This window comes from Pseudomonas sp. Leaf127 (genome assembly GCF_001423155.1).
GTDB classification, from domain to species: domain Bacteria; phylum Pseudomonadota; class Gammaproteobacteria; order Pseudomonadales; family Pseudomonadaceae; genus Aquipseudomonas; species Aquipseudomonas ovata.
The window spans coordinates 18,722-40,516 of sequence record NZ_LMOA01000002.1 but is presented as its reverse complement, the minus strand read 5'-3'; the positions used below and the strand labels follow the sequence as shown (position 1 = coordinate 40,516).

Genomic DNA, 21,795 nt, shown 5'->3' with positions numbered 1-21,795 from the left:
GTATGGCATCTGTATCGGCCTGCCCCCGAAAAACTGCACTTGTTACTGAATATTAAAATCGTCAGCATCTCGCCACGCCGGAAAACGTGTCCGATAGGCTGCCAGCTCGACCGCGTCGAGCGTCACCTTGAATACGCCATCCGCCTCGCCCGCGTTGAACAGGCTTTCGCCCTGGAAATCCAGCACCTGGCTGTCGCCGGTATAGGCCAGGCCCTTGCCGTCAGTGCCAACACGGTTGACCGCTGCCACATAACACAGGTTCTCAATGGCACGGGCCGGTAGCAAACGGTTCCAGTGCAGGCGTCGGGCGCCCGGCCAGTTGGCGGTGTACAGCAACAGGTCAGTGTCCTGGGCGTCACGGCTCCACACGGGAAAACGCAGGTCGTAGCAGATCAACGGACGAACCCGCCAGCCCTTGAGCTCGAAGGTCACCTGCCGCTCGCCCGGGCTGAAATGCTCATGCTCACCCGCCATGCGAAACAGATGGCGCTTGTCGTAATGCAGCAGCTCGCCATCGGGTCGCGCCCATAACAGCCGGTTACGGTGGCTGCCATCGGCGGCGCGCACGATGACGCTGCCGGTGATCACCGCCTGAAGCCGTGCGGCCTGAGCCAGCAGCCACTGTGCAGCCGGACCGTTTTCGGCTTCGGCCTGTTCGACCGAATCCATGGTAAAGCCGGTGGTGAACATTTCCGGCAGGATGATCAGGTCCGCCCCTTGCGCCTGATCCAGCAGCGCCTGGAAATGCGCCAGGTTGGCCTGCCGGTCGTGCCAGGCCAGGTGGGTCTGGACCAGGGCAATGTTCAATGCGGGCAAAGTATTCAGATCGCGCATAGTTTTTCCGCTGCTTGCAGCAGCGTCTCCTCACGCTTGGCAAAGCACAGTCGGATCAGGCGCTGGCCCTCAGGCGGGCTCTGGTAGAACACAGACACCGGAATGCTGGCCACGCCATGTTCGCGGGTCATCCACGTCGCCATGTCGACATCATTGAGGTCCGGGCGGATCTGCGAGTAATCCACCAACTGGAAATAGGTGCCGCCCACCCGCTCGAAGCGCAAGCGTGAAGCGGCCAGGTGATCGCAGAAGAAGTCGCGCTTGGCCTGGTAGAACGCCGGCAGCGCCTCGACGTGCTCTGGATGCTCGGCCATGAAATCGGCCAGCGCATATTGCAAGGGCGTGACGCTGCAGAAACTGACGTACTGGTGCACCTTGCGCAGCTCAGTGGTCAAGGCCGGGGGCGCGACCACATAACCGGTTTTCCAGCCCGTGACGTGGTAGCTCTTGCCGAACGAACTGACCACGAAGGCGCGGGCATACAGCGCCTCGTGGGCCAATACGCTTTCATGTTGCCGACCATCGAACACCAGGTGCTCGTAGACCTCGTCGCTGATCAAATAGATATCGCGCCCGGCGATCAACGCCGCCAGCCGGTCCAGGTCCGCACGGCCGAGCAGCGCACCGCTGGGGTTGTGCGGCGAGTTGATGACGATCAGGCGGGTGCGCGGGCTCAGGGCATCGCTGAGTTTCTGCCAGTCGATGGCAAAGTTCTGCGGATCAAGCTGCACATGCACGCAGCGGCCACCGGCCAGTTCTACAGAAGGCTCGTAGCTGTCATAGCAGGGGTCGAAGATGATCGCCTCGTCACCGGGGCGGATCACGGTTTGCACGGCGCAGAAGATGCCTTGGGTGGCACCTGGGGTGATGGTCACTTCGCGCTCGAAATCGACCTTGACGCCATAACTGCGCTGGATCTTGGCAGCCACTTGCTGGCGCAAGGCTGGCAGGCCGGTCATGGGCGAGTACTGGTTATGGCCTTGGGCAACATGGCGGCTCAACGCATCGCGCAGTGCCTGTGGCCCGTCAAAATCAGGAAAACCCTGGGACAGGTTGAGCGCCCCGGTTTCGGCTGCGAGCTGGGACATGGTGGTAAAGATGGTGGTGCCGACATTGGGCAGTTTGCTGTCGATCATTGAACACCTGCTGTAGGGAAAGCCTTGGGGCTCACCCTACAACAGCTGCAATCAGCAAGCCACCAGGACCGGCTTTAGCCGGGAACACATACGCAGCCACTTTCGCCTCGTGCGATTCGCAACAAAGCCGCTCCTACTCACTAATGCCGATCAGCCAGGGGGAATTTCGCCACATGCTGAACATGTGGGAGGGGCCGGTCGGCGCCCTGATCTGCTCGCGATGAGGCCGGTAAAGTCCCTACATGGGCAGCGCCAGCAGAGCCTCCCACAGTCTTGTGCCAGGCAAAAAACCCAAGGCTACATTAATCCTGTGAGAGGCGGCTTGCCGGCGATGGCTGCGGTGCAGGGCCAGTACCAATCACATGAGACAACACAAAACTCTGTGGGAGGCGGCTTGCCGGCGATGAGGCCAGCAAGGCCCATACACCTGCTGCGCCTGACACATAGCCATCGCCGGCAAGCCGTCTCCCACAATCTGGTGCCAGGCCCGAAATTCCCCCTGACTGATCGTCATTACTCCTGCTAACGCTTGTCGCGGCGCTTCTTGTCGGCTTTCTTGTGGTGCGACATCAGGCGGCGCTTCTTGTTGACCTGGCGGTCGGTCAAGGTGTTCTTGTTGCCTTCATACGGGTTTTCACCGCCCTTGAACTCGATACGGATCGGCGTGCCGACCAGTTTCAACACCCGGCGATAGGTGTTCTCAAGGTAGCGCACGTACGACTTGGGCACCGCATCGACCTGGTTACCGTGGATCACGATGATCGGCGGGTTGGCGCCACCCAGGTGGGCATAGCGCAGCTTGATGCGGCGGTTGTTGACCATGGGCGGTGCGTGATCGCTGACGGCGTCTTCGAGAATCTGCGTCAGGCGGCTGGTCGGCCAGCGGGTCACGGCCGACATGAAGGCGTTCTGCACCGACTTGTACAGGTTGCCCACGCCGGTGCCGTGCAGCGCCGAGATGAAGTGAATGTCGGCAAAGTCGACGAAGAACAGGCGGCGTTGCAGCTCGATCTTGACGAAGTCGCGCTCACCCGGGGTCATGCCGTCCCATTTGTTCAGGGCGATGACCAGGGCACGGCCGGACTCCAAGGCAAAGCCCAGCAGGTTCAGGTCGTGGTCGACCACGCCTTCGCGCGAGTCCATCACGAAGATCACCACGTTGGCGTCCTTGATGGCCTGCAGCGTCTTGACCACCGAGAACTTTTCGACTTCCTCGTGGATCTTGCCGCGCTTGCGCACCCCGGCAGTGTCGATCAGGGTGTACTTCTCTTCGTTGCGCTCGAACGGAATGTAGATGCTGTCGCGCGTGGTGCCGGGCTGGTCGTAGACGATGACGCGGTCTTCACCGAGCATGCGGTTGACCAGGGTCGACTTGCCGACGTTCGGGCGACCGATGATGGCGATCTTGATGCCATCCTTTTCGCTCGGACCCGGAATGCGCTTGGCTTCCTGGCCTTCGGCGACTTCTTCGGCACCTTCAGGGTCGATGACTTCCTGCTCGTCCCACTCCAGGTCCTTGAGCACCAGGTCGAGCATCTGGGTGATGCCGCGACCGTGGGCACCGGCCACTGGAATGGCGTCGCCCAGGCCCATGGGGCTGAACTCGGCACGGGCCAGGTGTTCATCGATATTGTCGATCTTGTTGGCGATCACGAAGCTGCGCTTGTTGCGCTTGCGCAAGTGCTCGCCAATCATCTGGTCGGCGGCGGTGTAGCCGGCCTTGGCATCCACCAGAAACAGTACGACATCGGCTTCTTCGATGGCCATCAGCGACTGCTCGGCCATCTTTTCATCCATGCCATGCTCGTCACCGGAGATACCACCGGTGTCGATCAGGATGTAAGCGTGCCCCTGCCATTTCGCCTCTCCGTATTGGCGATCACGGGTCAGACCGGACAGGTCGCCAACAATGGCGTCCCGCGACCGGGTCAGGCGGTTGAACATGGTGGATTTGCCGACGTTCGGTCGGCCCACCAGGGCGATTACGGGAACCATGCGGCTCTCCACTACGTTATTTCAGAAAATACAAAAGCCGCTGCGAGGCAGCGGCCAGAGTGCGAAACAGTCCCCGAAGGCACTGCTGCCCTGCGTGAGCAAGGCAGGCCGGGGCGATCAGCCCCGGCCCGATCCAATCATTGCTTGATGGTCAGGGCTTCGAGCTTGCCACTGTTGCCATACACGTAAATCATGTCACCAACCACCAGCGGACGCGCCCGCAGGCCATCGCTGTCGATACGTTCACGGGCCACGAAACGACCGTCGACCTGGCTGAGCAGGTGCAGGTAACCTTCGAGGTCGCCTACCGCCACGTAGCTGGAAAACACTTCCGGCGCGCTCAACTGACGACGCGCCAGCGAATCATTGCTCCACAGCGCCGAGGACGAACGCTCGTCGATGCCTTCGACCGTACCGGACGCCAGGCTGACATAAGCGCTGCCAAAACCCTGGGCCACACCGGCATAGCTGGAGGCATCACGCTGCCACAGCACCCGGCCGCTATCCAGATCCAGACCGGCAACGCGGCCCTGATAGCTGGCTACATACAGTGTATTACCCGACAGCAGCAGGCCACCGTCGATGTCCACGACCCGCTCCAGCTCCGAACGGCCTTGCGGGATGGCGATGCGCTGCTCCCAGACCGGTACGCCGTTGCTGATGTCCAGCGCCACGACCTTGCCGGTCGACAGGCCGGCAATCGCCAGGCGGCTGGTCACGATCGGCGCGCCGGTGCCACGCAGGGTCAGTACGGCTGGCGTGCTTTCGTAGATCCAGCGCTGGGCACCGGTGTAGGCATCCAGACCGATGACGCGGTCGTCCTGGGTCTGCACGACCACGACGTCGCCGTTGGTGGCCGGAGGTGCCAGCACTTCGCTGGTGACCTTGGCACGCCATTTCTCTTCACCGGTGCTGGAGTCCAGCGCAACCACGTCACCGCGGACGGTGCCGATGGTCAGCACGCCGTAACCGACGCCGACCGCACCGGACACTGGCAGGTCGAGGTCCTTTTCCCAGAGTTTGTCGCCGGTCAGGCGATCCAGGGCAACCACTTCACCGGTCACGTCAGCGGCATAGATGCGATCACCGTCGATGGCGGGCACCAGCATGTTCCAGGTTTCACCCTGGCCGTCGCCGACCGAATGGCTCCAGACCTTCTGCAGGGTCACTTCTTCCTTGAAATCGGTCAGTTCTGCCGGCGGCAGTTCCTTCTTGCTGTTGCTGCTGCAACCCACGGCCATCACGGCCAGGGCCAGCAATGCTGCATGTTTCCAACGAATCACGTCACGCATCCCCTTTGGCCAGATCGTCGAGCTTTATTTGCAGGCCACCCACTGCGGCGTCTGGCGACAGTGCAGTCTTGGCCTTTTGGTAAGCAGCATGTGCCTCATCGGCACGACCCAACTGCACCAGCAGGTCGCCCTTGAGTTCTTCACGACTGGCCAGGAACGCCTTGTCGGCATCGCCGTTGAGCAGTTTCAGTGCATCTTCAGCCTTGTTCTGCGCCGCCAGGACACGGGCCAGGCGCTGACGGGCCAGTTCGCCCAGCGTCGCGTTGGCCGGCTTGTCAGTCACGGTTTTCAGCTCGGCAACGGCATCATCCAGCTTGCCGGTGTCGACCGCGACCTTGGCCACGAACAGGCTGGCGTACTGTGCATAGGCGGTACCGCCGTATTCCTTCTTCAGCTTGCCGGCCACCTCGGCGACACGCGCAGGGTCGGCATCGCCGCTGGGCGTCAGGGCTGTTTCCAGCAATTGCTGGTACAGCACCGAGGCATTGGATGCCTGCGTGCTCTGGTATTTTTGCCAGTACTGCCAGCCAAAGACCACCACCAGCGCCAGCAGACCACCTGTTACCAAGGGTTTGCCGTTGCGCTGCCACCAGTCCTTCATTGCTGCCAGATCGTCATCTTCGCTACTCGACACCCCAATACTCCTGATTCGTCGCTAATTCGGCTGTTTGACCGCTCAAGCCTGCGCCAGGCAGGCCGCCAGGTGCTCAGGCAGAGCGTCCCAGGCAATATTCTGTTGTTCGCCCTGCCCGCGCAGCGGCTTGACGCCGATCTGCTGGCCGGCCAGTTCTTCTTCGCCAAGGATCAGAGCATACAGCGCGCCGCTCTTGTCGGCTTTCTTGAACTGGCTCTTGAAGCTGCCGGCACCGGCATTGACCTGCAGACGCAGCCCGGGCAAGCGGTCGCGGACCTGCTCGCTCAGGGCCAGGGCGGCCAGTTCTGCCGCTTCACCGAAGGCGCAGAGGTAGACGTCGACCTGACGGGCGATGTCTTGCGGCACCTGCTCAAGGGTTTCGAGCAGCAGCACCAGGCGCTCGATGCCCATGGCAAAGCCGACACCGGTGGTGGGCTTGCCACCCATCTGCTCGACCAGGCCATCGTAGCGCCCGCCGGCACAGACAGTGCCCTGGGCGCCGAGCTTGTCGGTGACCCACTCGAACACGGTCTTGCTGTAGTAATCCAGGCCGCGCACCAGCTTGGGGTTGATCACGTACGGAATGCCGGCCGCCTCCAGACGCGCCTTGAGGCCATCGAAGTGCAGGCGCGACTCGTCGTCCAGGTAATCGGCCAGCTTCGGCGCGTCGACCAGCAGGGCCTGGGTAGCCTGGTCCTTGGTGTCGAGGATGCGCAGCGGGTTGCTCTTGAGGCGACGCTGGCTGTCTTCGTCCAGCTGTTCGTGACGCGCCGAGAGGTACTCGACCAGTGCATCGCGATAGCGGGCACGGGCCTCGCTGGTGCCCAGGCTGTTGAGCTCGAGCTTGACCGCATCGCGGATGCCCAGTTGGCCCCACAGGCGCCAGGTCAGCACGATCAGTTCGGCATCGATGTCCGGGCCGTCGAGGTTGAAGACTTCGACACCAATCTGGTGGAACTGGCGATAGCGGCCTTTCTGCGGGCGCTCGTGACGAAACATCGGGCCGATGTACCAGAGCTTCTGCACCTGGCCACCGCCGGTGATGCCGTGCTCGAGCACCGCACGCACGCACGCAGCCGTGCCTTCGGGGCGCAGGGTCAGGGAATCACCGTTGCGGTCGGCAAAGGTGTACATCTCTTTTTCGACGATGTCGGTGACTTCGCCGATCGAACGCTTGAACAGCTCGGTGAACTCGACGATCGGCATGCGGATCTGCCGGTAGCCGTAGTTGTCCAGCAAGCGCGAGACCGTGCCTTCGAAATAGCGCCACAGCGGGGTCTGCTCGGGCAGGATGTCATTCATGCCACGAATGGCTTGTAGAGACTTACTCACAAAAAATCCTTAGCAATCTTGGTTAGCCGCGCACGATGACCGAGGCGTCAGCTTGAACTTTTTCGGCCGCTTTCTCGCGAATCAGGCGCTCGAGTTCGCTGACCAGGTTCTCGTTGCCCAGCTTCTGTGCCGGCTTGCCGTCGATGTAGATCAGGTTCGGAGAGCCACCGGTCAGCCCGATATGGGCTTCCTTGGCTTCACCCGGACCGTTGACCACACAACCGATGACCGCCACGTCCAGCGGCACGAGCAGATCTTCGAGGCGGTTTTCAAGCTCGTTCATGGTCTTGACCACATCGAAGTTCTGCCGCGAGCAGCTCGGGCAGGCGATGAAGTTGATGCCACGCGAACGCAGGTGCAGCGACTTGAGGATGTCGTAGCCGACCTTGACCTCTTCGACCGGATCGGCCGCCAGGGAAATGCGGATAGTATCGCCGATTCCTTCGGCAAGCAGCATACCCAGCCCCACGGCGGATTTCACCGTGCCCGAGCGCAGGCCACCGGCTTCGGTGATGCCCAGGTGCAAGGGCTGGACGATCTGGCGGGCCAGCTGGCGATAGGCTTCGACGGCCATGAACACGTCCGAGGCCTTTACGCTGACCTTGAAGTCCTGGAAGTCCAGGCGATCGAGGTGCTCGACATGGCGCAAGGCTGACTCGACCAGCGCTTCAGGGGTTGGCTCGCCGTATTTTTTCTGCAGGTCCTTTTCCAGGGAACCGGCGTTGACGCCGATGCGGATCGGGATGCCCCGGTCACGCGCGGCGTCGACCACGGCCCTGACCCGGTCTTCACGACCGATATTGCCCGGGTTGATGCGCAGGCAATCGACGCCAAGCTCGGCCACGCGCAGGGCGATCTTGTAGTCGAAGTGAATGTCGGCAACCAGTGGCACCTTGACCAGTTGCTTGATGCGACCAAACGCTTCGGCGGCATCCATGTCGGGCACCGAGACCCGCACGATGTCGACGCCGGCGGCTTCAAGACGGTTGATCTGGGCGACGGTGGCGGCGACATCGTTGGTGTCGCTGTTGGTCATGCTCTGTACGGCAATCGGAGCATCGCCACCGACCGGCACAGACCCGACCCAGATCTTGCGCGACTCTCGACGTTTAATGGGGGAATGGCCGTGCATGACTTATTGCCCTAGTTTCAGGCGAGCAGTTTCGCCAGTGGTAAATGGAGCCACATCGACAGGCTGTCCGTTATAGCTGACCTCGGCCCCGCGGGCATAGCCCAGGCGCACCGAAAGCGGCGGCTTGCCGCTGACTTCCAGGGTTTCGCCCTTGAGCTTGAGGCCGCTGGCCAGCACCTTGCCGTTGGCATCGGTGACCTGTGCCCAGCAATTGGCGACAAACTTGACGCTGACACGGCCAGAGCCCGGCAGGATCGGCGCAATAGGCTCGGAGGTGGCAGCAACCGGCGCCGATGGCGCAGCGGTGGCTGGCGCGCTGGAGGCCGGTGAGGTGACATTGGTCTGTGCTGCAGGCGCCGCGGGTGCTGGCGTGGCAGGCGCGCTTTCAGTGGTGGGTGTCGAAGGCGTCAGCGCCAGGGGCGAACTGTTGCCATTGGCGGCTTGCGGCGCCGGTGTTTCAGTCGGCGGCTCGTCCAGTTGGTGAATCTGGGTGGTGCCATCGGCGCTCTCGACCTCGACATGCTCAAGGTTCAGCCCGGCCACGTCCTTGCCACGCAGCGAACCCTGGTCCTGCCACCACAGGAAACCGCCACCCACCAGCACCAGCAGCAGAATCAGGCTGACGATACGCAGAATGTTATGCGACAGGCGTACCGGCTCTTCGATACGGCCCAAGGCATGCACTTCACTGCCTTTGCCATCCGTGCCGGTGTACTGGTCGAACTGGGCGACCAGTGCTGCCTGGTCCAGCTCCAGCAGCTTGGCGTAGGCGCGGACATAACCGCGGGCGAAGGTGTGCCCGGGCAGCTTGTCGAACGCGCCATTTTCAAGGTGGGCCAGGGAATGGGTGGTGAGGTTGAGCCTTGTGGCCACATCAGGCAGCGACCAGTTCTGGCGCTCACGGGCCTGGCGCAGGGTTTCCCCTGGATTCATACCATTGCCTGTTACAACTTCGGGATGCGCCGCTTTCATCATTGCTCCGACAGGTATTGCTGATATTCCGGCGTACCGGGATAGAGTCTTTTCAACTGCAGCCCGTAACTGGCTGCGGTATTGCGATCTTCATGGACCCTGGCCAGGCGTATGCCGAGCAACAGGCTCCGGGCGTTCTGCTCGCTGACCTGGCTGAAACGCTCATAGTAATCACGCGAGGGCACATATTGCCTGTCTTCGTAGGACAACTCAGCCATTTCCAGCAATGCGCGTGGCTGGACACGGTTCAGACGCAGGGCACGGATGAAAAATTCACGCGCCCGCTCACGCTCGCCCAGCTTCTGCGCCGTCATGCCCAGGCTTTCGAAGACACGCGAGCGCTCAGGATACAGATTGTCGGCCGCCGCTTGTTCAAAACGTGCGTAGGCTTCCTTGTAGCGTTGCTGCTCGTACAGAAAGCTGCCGTAGTTGTTGACGATGCGGGCATCGTCCTTGCTGGCGGCAATTGCCTTGAGGAAGTACTGGTCGGCCAGTTCCGGCTCCATTTCGGTCTGGAACACCAGCGCCAGTGCGGCGTTGGCGTCCGGATCGTTGCGGTCCAGGTCGAGGGCTTTCTTCAGGGGCACCTTGGCGCGCTCGGTCTGGCCTTGCTGAAAATACCCCAGGCCCAGTTGCACATACGCCTTGCGCGCCTGGTCACGCCCCTTGCTGGTGGTCAGCGGGTCGACATCGCCCGATGTCACGCAACCTGTCAGCAAGAAGACGAAACTCAACAGCAACGAAGCGCGCACAGACATAGGGTCCCTCTCGGTCAGGTTCGCATTCGGGTTCAGGAGGCGGCGCTGTGTCCCTGCGCAGCCTCGGCATTGACCTCGCGAACCGCGATGTAGCGTTCGCTGCGTCGCGTGCGGTCCATGACCTGGCCAACCAGTTGCCCGCACGCCGCATCGATGTCTTCACCACGGGTGGTGCGCACGGTCACGTTGTAGCCGGCCTGGTGCAGCATGTCCTGGAAGCGCCGGATGGCGTTGTTGCTTGGACGCTCGTAGCCGGAATGCGGGAACGGGTTGAACGGGATAAGGTTGATCTTGCAAGGGGTGTCCTTGAGCAACTCGATCATCTCGCTGGCGTGCGCCGGCTGGTCGTTGATGTCCTTGAGCAGGGTGTACTCGACGGTCAGCACGCGCTTCTCGCCCAGCGTCGCCATGTAGCGGCGGCAGGACTCGAGCAGCATCTTCAGGGGGTACTTCTTGTTGATCGGCACCAGTTTGTTGCGCAACTCGTCGTTGGGCGCATGCAGCGAGAGGGCCAGGGACACGTCGATGTGCTGGGCCAGCACGTCGATCATCGGCACCACGCCCGAGGTGGACAGGGTCACCCGGCGCTTAGAGATGCCATAGCCCAGGTCGTCCATCATCAGGTGCATGGCGGCCACGACGTTGTCGAAATTCAGCAGCGGCTCACCCATGCCCATCATCACCACGTTGGTGATGGCACGGTCGACGGTTGCCGGGACGCTGCCAAAGGATTTGTTGGCAATCCACACCTGGCCGATGACTTCGGCGGCAGTGAGGTTGCTGTTGAAGCCTTGCTTGCCGGTGGAGCAGAAACTGCAATCCAGGGCACAGCCTGCCTGGGACGAAACGCACAAGGTGCCACGTTTGCCCTGGGGAATGTAGACGGTCTCGACACAACTGCCGGACGCCACGCGGACCACCCACTTGCGGGTGCCGTCGGTGGAAATGTCTTCGCTGACCACTTCGGGGCCGCGAATCTCGGAGCAGGCCTTGAGCTTTTCGCGCAAGGCCTTGCCGACATTGGTCATGGCGTCGAAATCATCGACGCCAAAGTGGTGAATCCACTTCATGACCTGACCGGCACGGAAGCGTTTCTCCCCGATTGACTCGAAGAATTTTTCCATTTCCGGCTGAGTCAGACCCAGCAGGTTGGTTTTACCAGTCGTCACGATCATGAATTCACCCTTCGCTCGTCGGCCGTGGCTTAGCGAGCGGTTACTTCGGTAGCAGCGAAAAAGTAAGCGATTTCGCGAGCAGCAGCGGCTTCGGAGTCCGAACCGTGAACGGCGTTGGCGTCGATGGACTCGGCGAAATCAGCGCGGATGGTGCCGGCAGCAGCTTCTTTAGGGTTGGTAGCGCCCATCAGCTCACGGTTCAGAGCGATGGCGTTCTCGCCTTCCAGAACCTGAACGACAACAGGACCGGAGGTCATGAAGGCAACCAGGTCAGCGAAGAAACCGCGCTCGCTGTGCTCGGCGTAGAAGCCTTCGGCCTCGGCCTTGGACAGTTGCTTGATTTTCGAAGCGACGATGCGCAGGCCAGCGTCTTCGAAGCGAGTGGTGATCTTGCCGATCACGTTCTTGGCAACGGCGTCAGGCTTGATGATCGAGAAAGTGCGTTGAACAGCCATGGTGAAACTCCAGAAGCAGAAATTAAATCGAAAAATTAAACCCGCGAATTATACGCGGGTTCAAGAGTATTGCCTAACTTGGTTGCGTTACAGAGGCTGACAGGTGTCAGTCGGCCTCTTCGATCCATAACCCCTGGATCGCTTCGAGGACCTTTTCCCCGCCACGATCCGGAATATCATCGAATTCCGGAAGCGCCATCACCAGATTGCGCAGCTTGACGAAATTCACCGTCAGCGGATCGACATCCGGATGCGCTTCGGCCAGCTGGATGGCGATTTCCTGCACATCAACCCATTTCAGAGCCATGATTTTCTTCCCGGATCAGTGCGGCGCTTCGGCAGCGTGGTTGAGCGAGTATTTCGGAATCTCGATGGTCAGGTCTTCATCGCCGACATTGACCTGGCACGCCAGGCGCGACCGGGCTTCAAGACCCCAGGCCTTGTCGAGCATGTCTTCCTCGAGCTCGTCGGCTTCCTCCAGCGAGTCCAGGCCGTTGCGCACGATGCAATGGCACGTGGTGCAAGCCTTCACCCCACCGCAGGCGCTCTCGATCTCGATGTGATGCTCATGGGCAAGCTCCAGGATGTTCGTTCCGGGCGCCACCTCAAAGACTGCTCCTTCCGGACAGTACTTCTCGTGCGGCAGAAAAGTCACCAACGGCATCAGTTATTCCTCGATCTCATTCAGGTTGCGTCCTGCCAGTGCGGCTTTTACCGTCGAATCCAGGCGCCTTGCAGCAAATGCATCGGTCACCTGCGACAGACGCCTTGTCTGTTGCTCGATGGCCAGGCCATCGGTGCCTTGCATCAGTTCACGTAATTCGTCCATCTGCAGCTGGATGGCCAGCCGTTCTTCTTCGTCAAGCAGGCGCTCACCGTCAGCGTCCAGGGCGCCCTGCACCGCTTCAAGCAGGCGCTGGGCATCGACCTGTTGCTCGCGCAACACGCGGGCGACCTTGTCCTGGCCGGCGTTCTGGAAGGAATCCTTGAGCATGCTGGCAATTTCGCCATCGGTCAGGCCGTAGGACGGCTTGACCTGAATGCTGGACTCGACCCCCGAACCCAGTTCGCGCGCGGCGACACTGAGCAGGCCATCGGCATCGACCTGGAAGGTCACGCGGATCTTGGCGGCGCCGGCGACCATGGGCGGAATGCCACGCAACTCGAAGCGCGCCAGGGAGCGGCAATCGCTGATCAGCTCGCGCTCGCCCTGCAGCACATGAATCATCATGGCCGTCTGGCCGTCTTTATAGGTGGTGAATTCCTGGCCACGCGCCACGGGGATGGTGGTGTTGCGGGCGATGACCTTCTCCATCAACCCACCCATGGTCTCCAGCCCCAGCGACAGCGGAATCACGTCCAGCAGCAGCAGCTCGCCGCCGTCGCGCTTGTTGCCGGCCAGGGTATCGGCCTGGATCGCCGCACCAATGGCCACGACCTGGTCAGGGTCGATGTCGGTCAGCGGCTGGCGACCGAACAGCTCGGCCACCGCATCGCGCACACGCGGCACACGGGTCGAGCCACCGACCATGACCACGGCCTTGACGTCATCGATCTCGATATCGGCATCGCGCACGGCGCGGCGGCAGGCCTTGAGGCTGCGCGCCACCATCGGCTCGATCAGTTCGTTGAAGGCTTCGCGGGTCAGCACGGCACGCCAGTCGCCGTACGCGACCTCGGCGGACGGCGCATCGGTCAGCGCTTCCTTGGCGGCACAGGCGGCCTGCAGCAGATTGCGCTGGGCAGAAGGCTCAAGGTCCGAGGACAGGCCGGCACCGCTGATGATCCACTGCGCAATGGCATGGTCGAAATCGTCGCCGCCCAGCGCGGTGTCGCCACCGGTGGCCAGCACTTCGAAGACACCGCCGGTCAGGCGCAGGATCGAGATATCGAATGTGCCGCCACCCAGGTCGTAGATGGCGACCACGCCTTCGGCGTTCTGGTCCAGGCCATAGGCCACGGCCGCCGCTGTCGGCTCATTGAGCAGGCGCAAGACGTTCAGGCCGGCCAGACGCGCAGCATCCTTGGTGGCCTGGCGCTGGGCATCGTCGAAATAGGCCGGCACGGTGATGACCGCGCCCACCAGTTCGCCGCCCAATGTGGCTTCGGCCCGCAGGCGCAGCACCTTGAGGATGTCGGCCGACACCTGCACCGGGCTCTTGGCACCCTGCACGGTGTCGATGAACGGCATGTGCGACTCGCCCTCGACGAACCGGTACGGCAGTTGCTCGCCCAGTTGCTTGACGTCGGCAATGCCGCGCCCCATCAGGCGCTTGACCGAAAGAACCGTGTTGAATGGATCAAGAGAAGCCGCCGCCTTCGCCGCGTGCCCGACTTCGACACGATCGGCGTGGTAGCGCACGGCCGACGGCAGGATGATCTGCCCGCTCTCGTCGGCCAACGGCTCGGAAAGGCCGCTGCGCAAGGCAGCAACCAGCGAATTGGTGGTGCCAAGGTCGATACCGACAGCCAGACGACGCTGATGCGGTTGAGGACTCTGGCCGGGTTCGGCGATCTGCAGTAAGGCCATGCTTTTAGGAATAATCACAGGCGCGCGACCAGGGCCGCACGGGGTTAATCGTCGAGGCGCTCTTCGAGCTGGCGCACTTCCTGGGAAAGCTTGTCGAGGAACTGCATGCGCCGCATCAGGCGTTCGGCCTGTTCACGTTGCGCCGCATCATCCCAACAGGCGGCAAAGCTGTCGTTGAGGGTCTCCTGGGCTGCCTTGAGGCGACGCTTGAACACCGCGACGCCAGCCAGGTCGGCCTCGTCGTGCAGGTCTTCGAGCTCTTCGCGCCATTGCATCTGTTGCAGGAGAAAGTCGGGGTCATGCACCGTGACTTCAAGCGGCACCTCGTCGCCACGCAGTGCCAACAGGTAACGCGCCCGGCGCGGGGCACTCCTGAGGGTCTGGTAGGCGTCGTTGAGGTTGGCCGAGCGCTCCAGCGCCTGGCGCTGCTCCTGCTCGGGCGCATCGGCGAACCGATCCGGGTGCACGCTGCGCGCCAGCTCCCGGTAGCGGTTCCCCAAAAGATCGAGGTCCACGACAAAACCGGGTTTCAGGTCGAACAGTGCAAAATGACAAGGAGTGCCCACGATCATCGGCCTCAGACGTTGAAGCTTTCGCCGCAGCCGCATTCACCGCGCGAATTGGGATTATTGAACTTGAAGCCTTCGTTCAAGCCCTCGCGGACGAAGTCCAGTTCAGTGCCGTCAAGATACACCAGGCTTTTCGGGTCGATGATGACCTTCACGCCATGCGCCTCGACTACCGTGTCGTCAGGGTCCGCCGCGTCGACGAACTCAAGCACATAGGCCAGGCCCGAGCAGCCTGTGGTGCGAACACCCAGGCGAATGCCATCACCCTTGCCGCGCCCTTCGAGGGAACGACGCACGTGGTTGGCGGCGGCTTCGGTCATGCTGATAGACATCGGGAACTCCTTGGATTTCGCCAGCGTTGCTGAAAGAGCGGTGTGCTTACAACAAGCCTTTCTTTTGCTTGTAGTCGCGCACGGCGGCCTTGATGGCATCTTCGGCCAGTACCGAGCAGTGGATCTTGACTGGCGGCAAGGCCAGTTCTTCTGCCAGTTGGGTGTTCTTGATGGTTTCGGCTTCGTCCAGGGTCTTGCCCTTCATCCACTCGGTGGCGAGGGAGCTGGAGGCAATGGCCGAACCGCAACCGTAGGTCTTGAACTTGGCATCTTCGATGACGCCCTGCTCATTGACCTTGATCTGCAGGCGCATGACGTCGCCGCAGGCCGGAGCACCGACCATGCCGGTGCCGACATCAGGGTCTTCAGCGTCCATCTTGCCGACGTTGCGTGGGTTTTCGTAGTGGTCGATGACCTTTTCGCTGTAAGCCATGATTCTGTTCCTCTCACATCAGGGGAGCCGCTCTGCAGGTCGCGCTTGTTAAAGGCGACCTGTCCGGATGGCGACTTTGAATTAGTGCGCCGCCCACTCGATCTTGGAGATGTCGACACCGTCTTTGTACATGTCCCACAGCGGCGAGAGCGCTCGCAGCTTGGTGACCGCCTCGCGGACTTTCTGCGCGGCGTAATCGATTTCTTCTTCGGTGCTGAAACGGCCGAAGGTGAAGCGGATCGAACTGTGCGCCAACTCGTCGTTGCGGCCCAGGGCGCGCAGCACGTAGGAAGGCTCCAGGGACGCCGAGGTGCAGGCCGAACCGGACGAGACCGCCAGGTCCTTGAGCGCCATGATCAGCGACTCGCCTTCGACATAGTTGAAACTCAGGTTCAGGTTGTGCGGAACACGAGCGGTCTGGCTGCCGTTGACGTACAGCTCTTCGAGGTCTTCGACCTGCTTGAAGAAGCGGTCGCTCAGGGCCTTGACGCGCTGGTTCTCGCTGACCATCTCTTCCTTGGCGATGCGGAAGGCTTCACCCATGCCGACGATCTGGTGGGTGGCCAGGGTGCCGGAACGCATGCCGCGCTCGTGACCGCCGCCGTGCATGGCGGCTTCCAGACGCACACGTGGCTTGCGGCTCACGTACAGCGCGCCGATGCCCTTGGGGCCATAGGTCTTGTGCGCCGAGAACGACATCAGGTCGACTTTCAGCTTGGCCAGGTCGATCTCGACCTTGCCGGTGGACTGGGCGCCGTCGACGTGGAACAGCACACCGCGCGAACGGGTCAGCTCGCCGATGGCGGCGATGTCGTTCACGGTGCCGATTTCGTTGTTCACATGCATGATCGACACCAGAATGGTGTCTTCGCGCAGGGCGGCTTCGATCATCTGCGGCGTCACCAGGCCGTCTTCGCCCGGCTCGATGTAGGTGACTTCGAAGCCTTCACGCTCCAGCTGGCGCGTGGTGTCCAGGACCGCCTTGTGCTCGATCTTGGAGGTGATGATGTGCTTGCCCTTGGTGTGGTAGAAATGCGCCACACCCTTGATGGCCAGGTTGTCGGACTCGGTGGCACCGGAGGTCCAGACGATTTCACGCGGATCGGCGTTGACCAGATCGGCGACCTGACGACGGGCATTCTCGACCGCTTCTTCGGCTTTCCAGCCAAAGACGTGGGAGCGCGACGCAGGGTTGCCGAAATTGCCGTCCATCAGCAGGCAATCCATCATTTTCTGGGCGACACGCGGGTCGACCGGGGTCGTCGCGGAATAATCGAGGTAAATCGGCAACTTCATTGAATATCTCCTTTCAGGCAGGCGCACCGCTCATTCATCTGCGTTCATTCGACGGCGGACGTTTCAATCTTACCCAGGAGCGACACCTTGCTCGTGTTCGAGCAACGACGCTTATCCTGGCGCTGTGCGACTTCTTGTACCTCACGGCGAGTGACAAGGTCCGCCAGACTGATACCGCTAAGAAACTCGTGAATCTGCTGGCTGAGGTCACACCACAAATGGTGGGTCAGGCAGGTATCACCGGCATGGCAATCGCCCAGCCCCTGGCAACGGGTGGCGTCGACCGATTCATTGACCGCATCGACGACCTGGGCGACCTGGATGCCGTTCATGTCACGCGACAGCTGATAACCGCCACCGGGACCGCGCACGCTCGACACCAGGTTGCTGCGGCGCAGCTTGGCGAACAGTTGTTCGAGGTAAGACAGGGAAATGCCTTGGCGCTCGGAAATGTCGGCCAGTGACACAGGACCATGTTGCGCGTGCAGAGCCAGATCGAGCATGGCTGTGACAGCGTATCGGCCTTTTGTAGTCAGTCGCATGGCATGTACCGCAGTGATTCAGAATGGGTGCAAGTATGCTATTCCCGAGTATTTGAGTCAACTATAAAACCAACCAAAATAGTCGGGTTTAGCCTCAGGAGCGGGCCGAATCATAGCAAAAATGGCGGCGTATTGACACCGATCAAGCCTGCGCCTTTTCTGGCTGGTCCTTGACGCACTCGAAGACTTCGTCCGGCAACGACGGCAATTCGCAGCCCTTGTAATCACTGCCCAGCTTGTTCAGCGCCCCGCACATGTCTTCCAGGCGAACATCCACTGCCTGCAGGTGATCGAGCATCTTGCCGATGGCCCGCGCAATCGGATCAGGCATGTCCTGGCCGACGCCGTAGGCATCGAACCCGAGTTTTTCGGCCATGGCCTTGCGCCGCGCCTCGACCTCGTCGTCGGACTTGATGATGATCCGCGCCGGAATGCCGACAGCGGTCGCACCGGCCGGCACGGCCTTGGTGACCACGGCATTGGAACCGATCTTGGCCCCCGCCCCGACCGTAAACGGCCCCAGCACCTTGGCACCGCCGCCGACCACCACGCCGTCTTCCAGGGTCGGATGACGCTTGCCGGCATTCCAGCTGGTGCCGCCCAGGGTCACGCCCTGATAAAGCGTGACGTCATTGCCGATCTCGGCCGTCTCACCGATCACAATGCCCATGCCGTGGTCGATGAAGAAGCGCCGGCCGATCTTCGCGCCCGGGTGGATCTCGACGCCGGTCATCCAGCGACTGAAGTTCGACACCATGCGCGCCGGCAGCTTCCAGTTGCCGCACCAGAGTCGATGCGCCAGGCGGTGCATCCAGATGGCATGCATGCCCGGGTAGCAGGTCAGCACTTCAAAGGCGTTGCGCGCCGCCGGGTCCCGGTGGAAAACGCTCTGGATATCTTCTCGCAACCGCTCGAACATCACTGATCCTTCCGTTTGTAGGGTTCGCCACGCGCCACTTTCTGAGTTTCGGTCAGGATGCCGCGCAAGATGCTCAGCTCCGGCCGCTCTACTTCACCGCGCCCGTACAGGCGGCGCAGCCGGGCCATCAGGTGGCGTGGTTTTTCCGGGTCGAGAAAACCGATGGCCACCAGCGTCTGCTCCAGATGAGCATAAAAGCCTTCCATTTCATCCATGGTCGCCAGTTCGTGCTCACGCGCCACCGACGCCTTGACCGCCTGCGGTGCCTGCTGCCCCGCCAGCCAGGCCATGCGCACTTCATAGCTGAGCACCTGCACGGCGGCGGCCAGGTTCAGCGAGCTGAAATCCGGATTGGAGGCGATGTGCACATGGTAATGACAGCGTTGCAGCTCATCGTTGGTCAGGCCGGCATGCTCGCGACCGAACACCAGCGCGACTTCAAGCCCCTGCCCCGCCTGCTCGATGACTTTTTCTCCCGACTGGCGCGGGTCGAGCATCGGCCAGGGCAGGCTGCGGTCACGCGCACTGGTGCCCAGCACCAGGCTGCAACCGGTCAGCGCCTCTTCAAGACTCGACACCACCTGGGCGCCGGCCAGAATGTCATCAGCCCCCGAGGCGCGCGCATCCGCCTCAGGCGACGGAAAGACCCGTGGCTCGACCAGGACCAGGCGCGACAGGCCCATGTTTTTCATGGCACGGGCGGCCCCACCGATATTTCCGGGATGGGTCGTACCGACCAGGACAATACGAATGTTGTGCAACACCGTGGGCGCTCACTGACTCAATCATGGGGCGCAAATCTTACAGAAGCAGCCTGCTTAACGCCATGAAGCCTTGCGACACCCTGTCGCGCCACTGACAGGCAAACCGTCACAACAGCTCATCTGCCGGGCGTGCGGAAGGTCAATACAGGCTGGAAATAATTTGATGCAGCCACTAGAATGCCCGGCTCTCTTTAACAACCCTAGGTGATTTATCCATGCAGCCCATGCTGAATATCGCGCTGCGCGCCGCACGCAACGCCAGCGAATTGATTTTCCGCTCCATCGAGCGCCTGGATACCATCAAGGTCGACGAAAAAGAAGCCAAAGACTACGTCAGCGAAGTCGATCGTGCCGCTGAGCAAAGCATCATTGCCGCCCTGCGCAAAGCCTACCCGACCCACGGCATTCTCGGCGAAGAAAGCGGCCTGCATGCCGGCAGCGGCGAAGGCACCGATTACCTGTGGGTCATCGATCCACTGGACGGCACCACCAACTTCGTACGCGGCATTCCGCACTTTGCCGTGAGCATTGCCTGCAAATACCGTGGTCGCCTGGAACACGCGGTCGTTCTGGACCCGGTTCGCCAGGAAGAATTCACCGCCAGCCGTGGCCGTGGCGCCGCCCTCAATGGCCGCCGCCTGCGCGTCAGCGCGCGCAAGAGCCTGGACGGCGCCCTGCTGGGCACCGGCTTCCCGTTCCGTGACAACCAGATGGACAACCTGGAAAACTACCTGGGCATGTTCCGCAGCCTGGTCGGCCAGACCGCCGGCATCCGCCGCGCCGGCGCCGCCAGCCTGGACCTCGCCTATGTCGCTGCCGGCCGCTTCGATGCGTTCTGGGAATCGGGCCTGTCGGAATGGGACATGGCTGCAGGCGCCTTGCTGATTCAGGAAGCAGGCGGCCTGGTGAGCGACTTCACTGGCGGTCACGATTTCCTTGAAAAGGGTCATATCGTGGCGGGCAACGCCAAGTGCTTCAAGGCCGTGCTGACCTCGATCGCACCGCACCTGCCGGCCTCGATCAAACGCTGATTGCTGCAGGCACAAAAAACCGGCTCATGAGCCGGTTTTTTTATGCCTGGTGTGAGTCTGCTTGCCGACTAAAGCGGATCGCCGCCCGGCCGGTCCTGCAGCCTTACTGCTGGCTGAGGATCAGCTGGCCATTCTTGTCGACCGGGATCTGGTTGCCTGGATCGCGATCCATGCGCACCTGACCGACTTTTTCACCGACCTTGTACTTCACGTTGTAGCCCACGACCTTGTCACTGATGTCGTTGACCGTGTTGCAACGGGTCTGGGTCGTGGTGTAGGTGTCGCGGTTCTGCATGCCTTCCTGAACCTTGTTACCCGCGTAGCCACCACCGACGGCACCGGCCACGGTGGCAATCTTCTTGCCATTACCGCCACCGACCTGGTTACCCAGCAGGCCACCGGCCACGGCGCCCAGCACACTGCCGACGATCTGATGCTCGTCCTTGACCGGCGCCTTGCGCGTCACGGTCACGTCCTTGCACACTTCGCGCGGCGTCTTGATCTGCTGCTTGATCGGATCGACAGCCAGCACTTCTGCATGCTCGGGACCGCTATTGACCAGACTGTAGGTGGCAAACGCGCCACCCGCAGTCACCGCAACGGCTCCCAACACGGCACCCACCAACAGAGACTTGTTCACGTGAACCTCCTGACCTTCCAAGCGCAATTTCTTGCGATTTACCCAGCCTTGGAGCAATAAAAAAGGCGCGAGTTCAACACTCGCGCCTTTTTTGGTCACGCCCGGCCCTTATGGCAGGTCGTCGACCTTGTCAGAGGTCACCGGCGGAATCAGGTCTTCACTGCTCAGGTTGAGCCAGATCAGCACCACGTTGGCGATGTAGATCGACGAGTAGGTACCGGCCAGCACACCCACGAACAGCGCAATGGAGAACCCTTCGAGGTTATCGCCGCCGAACATCCACAGCGCCACGATTGCCAGCAGCGTGGAGATCGAGGTGGCCATGGTGCGCAGCAGGGTCTGGGTGGTCGAGATGTTGATGTTCTCGATCAGGGTCGCCTTGCGCAGCACACGGAAATTTTCCCGCACCCGGTCGAAGACCACGATGGTGTCGTTGAGCGAGTAACCGATGATCGCCAGCACCGCCGCCAGCACCGTCAGGTCGAAGGTGATCTGGAAGAACGACAGGATGCCCATGGTGACCACCACGTCGTGGATCAGCGACACGATCGCGCCAACGCCGAACTTCCACTGAAAGCGGAAGGCCAGGTACAACATGATGCCGCCCAGTGCCAGCAACATGGCGATGCCGCCCTGGTCGCGCAGCTCTTCACCGACCTGCGGGCCGACGAACTCGACGCGCTTGACGGTGGCCGGGTTGCCGGCATCGGCCTTGAGCAAGGCCTCGGCCACCCGCGTCCCCAGTTGCGGATCGTCACCCGGCATGCGCACCAGCAGGTCGGTGGTGGCGCCGAAGCTCTGCACCACGGCGTCCTGGTAGCCGGCATTGCCCAGTTCCTGACGCACCTTGCCAAGGTCCGCCGGCTGCTCGTAGGTCAGCTCGATGAGCGTACCGCCGGTGAAGTCCAGCCCCAGGTTGAGCCCTTTATGAAACCAGCTGAACAACGCCAGAACAGTCAGGAGCACGGTCAGGGCGAACGCACCGTTGCGCACGCCCATGAAATTGATCGTACCTAATTTCATG

The 21,795-nt window shown here is 61.7% G+C and carries 24 protein-coding genes; 1 reads left to right on the top strand and 23 read right to left on the bottom strand.

Features of this window, described 5'->3' with window-relative positions:
• Positions 1 to 42: 42 nt before the first annotated feature.
• From ASF84_RS03910 to trmJ, 21 genes are all read right to left on the bottom strand, one after another.
• On the bottom strand, positions 43 to 834 hold the full coding sequence (locus ASF84_RS03910; RefSeq protein WP_056835455.1) for an amidohydrolase: 792 nt from the start codon (positions 832 to 834) through the stop codon (positions 43 to 45).
• A complete protein-coding gene (locus ASF84_RS03905; protein ID WP_056835453.1) occupies positions 822 to 1,970 on the bottom strand; it encodes a pyridoxal phosphate-dependent aminotransferase in 1,149 nt (382 codons plus the stop codon). Before ASF84_RS03905 ends, ASF84_RS03910 begins: the two co-directional genes overlap by 13 nt.
• Before the next feature lie 522 nt (positions 1,971 to 2,492).
• Positions 2,493 to 3,965, bottom strand: coding sequence for a ribosome biogenesis GTPase Der (der, locus tag ASF84_RS03900; protein ID WP_056835450.1), 1,473 nt, complete (start codon positions 3,963 to 3,965; stop codon positions 2,493 to 2,495).
• A 137-nt stretch (positions 3,966 to 4,102) separates the two neighbouring features.
• Complete coding sequence (gene bamB, locus ASF84_RS03895) at positions 4,103 to 5,257, bottom strand: outer membrane protein assembly factor BamB (RefSeq protein WP_056835448.1); 1,155 nt, start codon at positions 5,255 to 5,257, stop codon at positions 4,103 to 4,105.
• The gene (locus tag ASF84_RS03890) at positions 5,250 to 5,858 is read right to left on the bottom strand and encodes a tetratricopeptide repeat protein (RefSeq protein ID WP_177339450.1); all 609 of its coding nucleotides are present in this window, start codon (positions 5,856 to 5,858) and stop codon (positions 5,250 to 5,252) included. The genes bamB and ASF84_RS03890 overlap by 8 nt, the downstream gene beginning before the upstream one ends.
• 75 nt (positions 5,859 to 5,933) lie before the next feature.
• Positions 5,934 to 7,223, bottom strand: a complete 1,290-nt coding sequence (gene hisS / locus ASF84_RS03885) for a histidine--tRNA ligase (RefSeq protein WP_056835445.1) — start codon at positions 7,221 to 7,223, stop codon at positions 5,934 to 5,936.
• A gap of 22 nt (positions 7,224 to 7,245) precedes the next feature.
• Positions 7,246 to 8,355: a flavodoxin-dependent (E)-4-hydroxy-3-methylbut-2-enyl-diphosphate synthase gene (gene ispG / locus ASF84_RS03880; RefSeq protein ID WP_056835444.1), complete on the bottom strand. Its 1,110-nt coding sequence runs from the start codon at positions 8,353 to 8,355 to the stop codon at positions 7,246 to 7,248.
• Between the two features lie 3 nt (positions 8,356 to 8,358).
• Entirely contained in the window at positions 8,359 to 9,327 is a 969-nt protein-coding gene (locus tag ASF84_RS03875) for a RodZ domain-containing protein (protein ID WP_056835441.1), read from the bottom strand.
• A complete protein-coding gene (gene pilW, locus ASF84_RS03870) occupies positions 9,327 to 10,085 on the bottom strand; it encodes a type IV pilus biogenesis/stability protein PilW (RefSeq protein ID WP_056835440.1) in 759 nt (252 codons plus the stop codon). Before pilW ends, ASF84_RS03875 begins: the two co-directional genes overlap by 1 nt.
• Positions 10,086 to 10,117: 32 nt before the next feature.
• On the bottom strand, positions 10,118 to 11,260 hold the full coding sequence (gene rlmN, locus ASF84_RS03865) for a 23S rRNA (adenine(2503)-C(2))-methyltransferase RlmN (protein WP_056835434.1): 1,143 nt from the start codon (positions 11,258 to 11,260) through the stop codon (positions 10,118 to 10,120).
• 29 nt (positions 11,261 to 11,289) lie between these two features.
• Positions 11,290 to 11,715 (bottom strand): nucleoside-diphosphate kinase, encoded by a 426-nt coding sequence (ndk, locus tag ASF84_RS03860; RefSeq protein ID WP_056835433.1) that lies wholly within the window; start codon positions 11,713 to 11,715, stop codon positions 11,290 to 11,292.
• A gap of 106 nt (positions 11,716 to 11,821) precedes the next feature.
• On the bottom strand, positions 11,822 to 12,022 hold the full coding sequence (iscX, locus tag ASF84_RS03855) for a Fe-S cluster assembly protein IscX (RefSeq protein ID WP_056835432.1): 201 nt from the start codon (positions 12,020 to 12,022) through the stop codon (positions 11,822 to 11,824).
• Positions 12,023 to 12,037: 15 nt separating this feature from the next.
• The gene (gene fdx / locus ASF84_RS03850; RefSeq protein WP_056835429.1) at positions 12,038 to 12,379 is read right to left on the bottom strand and encodes an ISC system 2Fe-2S type ferredoxin; all 342 of its coding nucleotides are present in this window, start codon (positions 12,377 to 12,379) and stop codon (positions 12,038 to 12,040) included.
• A gap of 3 nt (positions 12,380 to 12,382) precedes the next feature.
• Entirely contained in the window at positions 12,383 to 14,245 is a 1,863-nt protein-coding gene (hscA, locus tag ASF84_RS03845) for a Fe-S protein assembly chaperone HscA (protein ID WP_056835427.1), read from the bottom strand.
• A gap of 44 nt (positions 14,246 to 14,289) precedes the next feature.
• A complete protein-coding gene (hscB, locus tag ASF84_RS03840; RefSeq protein ID WP_056835661.1) occupies positions 14,290 to 14,811 on the bottom strand; it encodes a co-chaperone HscB in 522 nt (173 codons plus the stop codon).
• 11 nt (positions 14,812 to 14,822) lie between these two features.
• Positions 14,823 to 15,146 carry an iron-sulfur cluster assembly protein IscA gene (iscA, locus tag ASF84_RS03835; protein WP_056835425.1) on the bottom strand — a complete coding sequence of 108 codons (324 nt, stop codon included), beginning with the start codon at positions 15,144 to 15,146 and terminating at the stop codon, positions 14,823 to 14,825.
• Between the two features lie 46 nt (positions 15,147 to 15,192).
• Positions 15,193 to 15,579: a Fe-S cluster assembly scaffold IscU gene (iscU, locus tag ASF84_RS03830; protein ID WP_040261926.1), complete on the bottom strand. Its 387-nt coding sequence runs from the start codon at positions 15,577 to 15,579 to the stop codon at positions 15,193 to 15,195.
• A gap of 81 nt (positions 15,580 to 15,660) precedes the next feature.
• Positions 15,661 to 16,875, bottom strand: a complete 1,215-nt coding sequence (locus ASF84_RS03825) for an IscS subfamily cysteine desulfurase (RefSeq protein WP_056835424.1) — start codon at positions 16,873 to 16,875, stop codon at positions 15,661 to 15,663.
• A 44-nt stretch (positions 16,876 to 16,919) separates the two neighbouring features.
• Positions 16,920 to 17,417 (bottom strand): Fe-S cluster assembly transcriptional regulator IscR, encoded by a 498-nt coding sequence (iscR, locus tag ASF84_RS03820; protein ID WP_056835422.1) that lies wholly within the window; start codon positions 17,415 to 17,417, stop codon positions 16,920 to 16,922.
• 142 nt (positions 17,418 to 17,559) lie between these two features.
• Positions 17,560 to 18,336 carry a serine O-acetyltransferase gene (gene cysE / locus ASF84_RS03815; protein WP_056835420.1) on the bottom strand — a complete coding sequence of 259 codons (777 nt, stop codon included), beginning with the start codon at positions 18,334 to 18,336 and terminating at the stop codon, positions 17,560 to 17,562.
• Positions 18,336 to 19,100 (bottom strand): tRNA (cytosine(32)/uridine(32)-2'-O)-methyltransferase TrmJ, encoded by a 765-nt coding sequence (trmJ, locus tag ASF84_RS03810; RefSeq protein ID WP_056835418.1) that lies wholly within the window; start codon positions 19,098 to 19,100, stop codon positions 18,336 to 18,338. Before trmJ ends, cysE begins: the two co-directional genes overlap by 1 nt.
• Before the next feature lie 215 nt (positions 19,101 to 19,315).
• On the opposite strand from trmJ, the gene suhB reads away from it, so the two are divergent.
• Positions 19,316 to 20,131, top strand: a complete 816-nt coding sequence (gene suhB, locus ASF84_RS03805) for a type III secretion system regulator SuhB (RefSeq protein ID WP_056835415.1) — start codon at positions 19,316 to 19,318, stop codon at positions 20,129 to 20,131.
• Between the two features lie 103 nt (positions 20,132 to 20,234).
• Here suhB and ASF84_RS03800 read toward each other — a convergent pair whose 3' ends face one another.
• Together ASF84_RS03800 and secF are read right to left on the bottom strand one after the other, a co-directional pair.
• Positions 20,235 to 20,771, bottom strand: coding sequence for a glycine zipper 2TM domain-containing protein (locus ASF84_RS03800; protein WP_056835413.1), 537 nt, complete (start codon positions 20,769 to 20,771; stop codon positions 20,235 to 20,237).
• A gap of 108 nt (positions 20,772 to 20,879) precedes the next feature.
• A complete protein-coding gene (gene secF, locus ASF84_RS03795; protein ID WP_056835411.1) occupies positions 20,880 to 21,794 on the bottom strand; it encodes a protein translocase subunit SecF in 915 nt (304 codons plus the stop codon).
• Position 21,795: the final 1 nt, after the last annotated feature.

Coding starts and splice junctions, on each gene's coding strand:
- ASF84_RS03910 (WP_056835455.1), bottom strand. CDS start 834: ATGCGCGATCTGAATACTTTGCCCGCATTGAACATTGCCCTGGTCCAG.
- ASF84_RS03905 (WP_056835453.1), bottom strand. CDS start 1,970: ATGATCGACAGCAAACTGCCCAATGTCGGCACCACCATCTTTACCACC.
- der (WP_056835450.1), bottom strand. CDS start 3,965: ATGGTTCCCGTAATCGCCCTGGTGGGCCGACCGAACGTCGGCAAATCC.
- bamB (WP_056835448.1), bottom strand. CDS start 5,257: ATGCGTGACGTGATTCGTTGGAAACATGCAGCATTGCTGGCCCTGGCC.
- ASF84_RS03890 (WP_177339450.1), bottom strand. CDS start 5,858: ATGAAGGACTGGTGGCAGCGCAACGGCAAACCCTTGGTAACAGGTGGT.
- ispG (WP_056835444.1), bottom strand. CDS start 8,355: ATGCACGGCCATTCCCCCATTAAACGTCGAGAGTCGCGCAAGATCTGG.
- ASF84_RS03875 (WP_056835441.1), bottom strand. CDS start 9,327: ATGAAAGCGGCGCATCCCGAAGTTGTAACAGGCAATGGTATGAATCCA.
- pilW (WP_056835440.1), bottom strand. CDS start 10,085: ATGTCTGTGCGCGCTTCGTTGCTGTTGAGTTTCGTCTTCTTGCTGACA.
- rlmN (WP_056835434.1), bottom strand. CDS start 11,260: ATGATCGTGACGACTGGTAAAACCAACCTGCTGGGTCTGACTCAGCCG.
- ndk (WP_056835433.1), bottom strand. CDS start 11,715: ATGGCTGTTCAACGCACTTTCTCGATCATCAAGCCTGACGCCGTTGCC.
- iscX (WP_056835432.1), bottom strand. CDS start 12,022: ATGGCTCTGAAATGGGTTGATGTGCAGGAAATCGCCATCCAGCTGGCC.
- fdx (WP_056835429.1), bottom strand. CDS start 12,379: ATGCCGTTGGTGACTTTTCTGCCGCACGAGAAGTACTGTCCGGAAGGA.
- hscA (WP_056835427.1), bottom strand. CDS start 14,245: ATGGCCTTACTGCAGATCGCCGAACCCGGCCAGAGTCCTCAACCGCAT.
- iscA (WP_056835425.1), bottom strand. CDS start 15,146: ATGTCTATCAGCATGACCGAAGCCGCCGCCAACCACGTGCGTCGTTCC.
- iscU (WP_040261926.1), bottom strand. CDS start 15,579: ATGGCTTACAGCGAAAAGGTCATCGACCACTACGAAAACCCACGCAAC.
- ASF84_RS03825 (WP_056835424.1), bottom strand. CDS start 16,875: ATGAAGTTGCCGATTTACCTCGATTATTCCGCGACGACCCCGGTCGAC.
- iscR (WP_056835422.1), bottom strand. CDS start 17,417: ATGCGACTGACTACAAAAGGCCGATACGCTGTCACAGCCATGCTCGAT.
- cysE (WP_056835420.1), bottom strand. CDS start 18,336: ATGTTCGAGCGGTTGCGAGAAGATATCCAGAGCGTTTTCCACCGGGAC.
- suhB (WP_056835415.1), top strand. CDS start 19,316: ATGCAGCCCATGCTGAATATCGCGCTGCGCGCCGCACGCAACGCCAGC.
- secF (WP_056835411.1), bottom strand. CDS start 21,794: ATGAAATTAGGTACGATCAATTTCATGGGCGTGCGCAACGGTGCGTTC.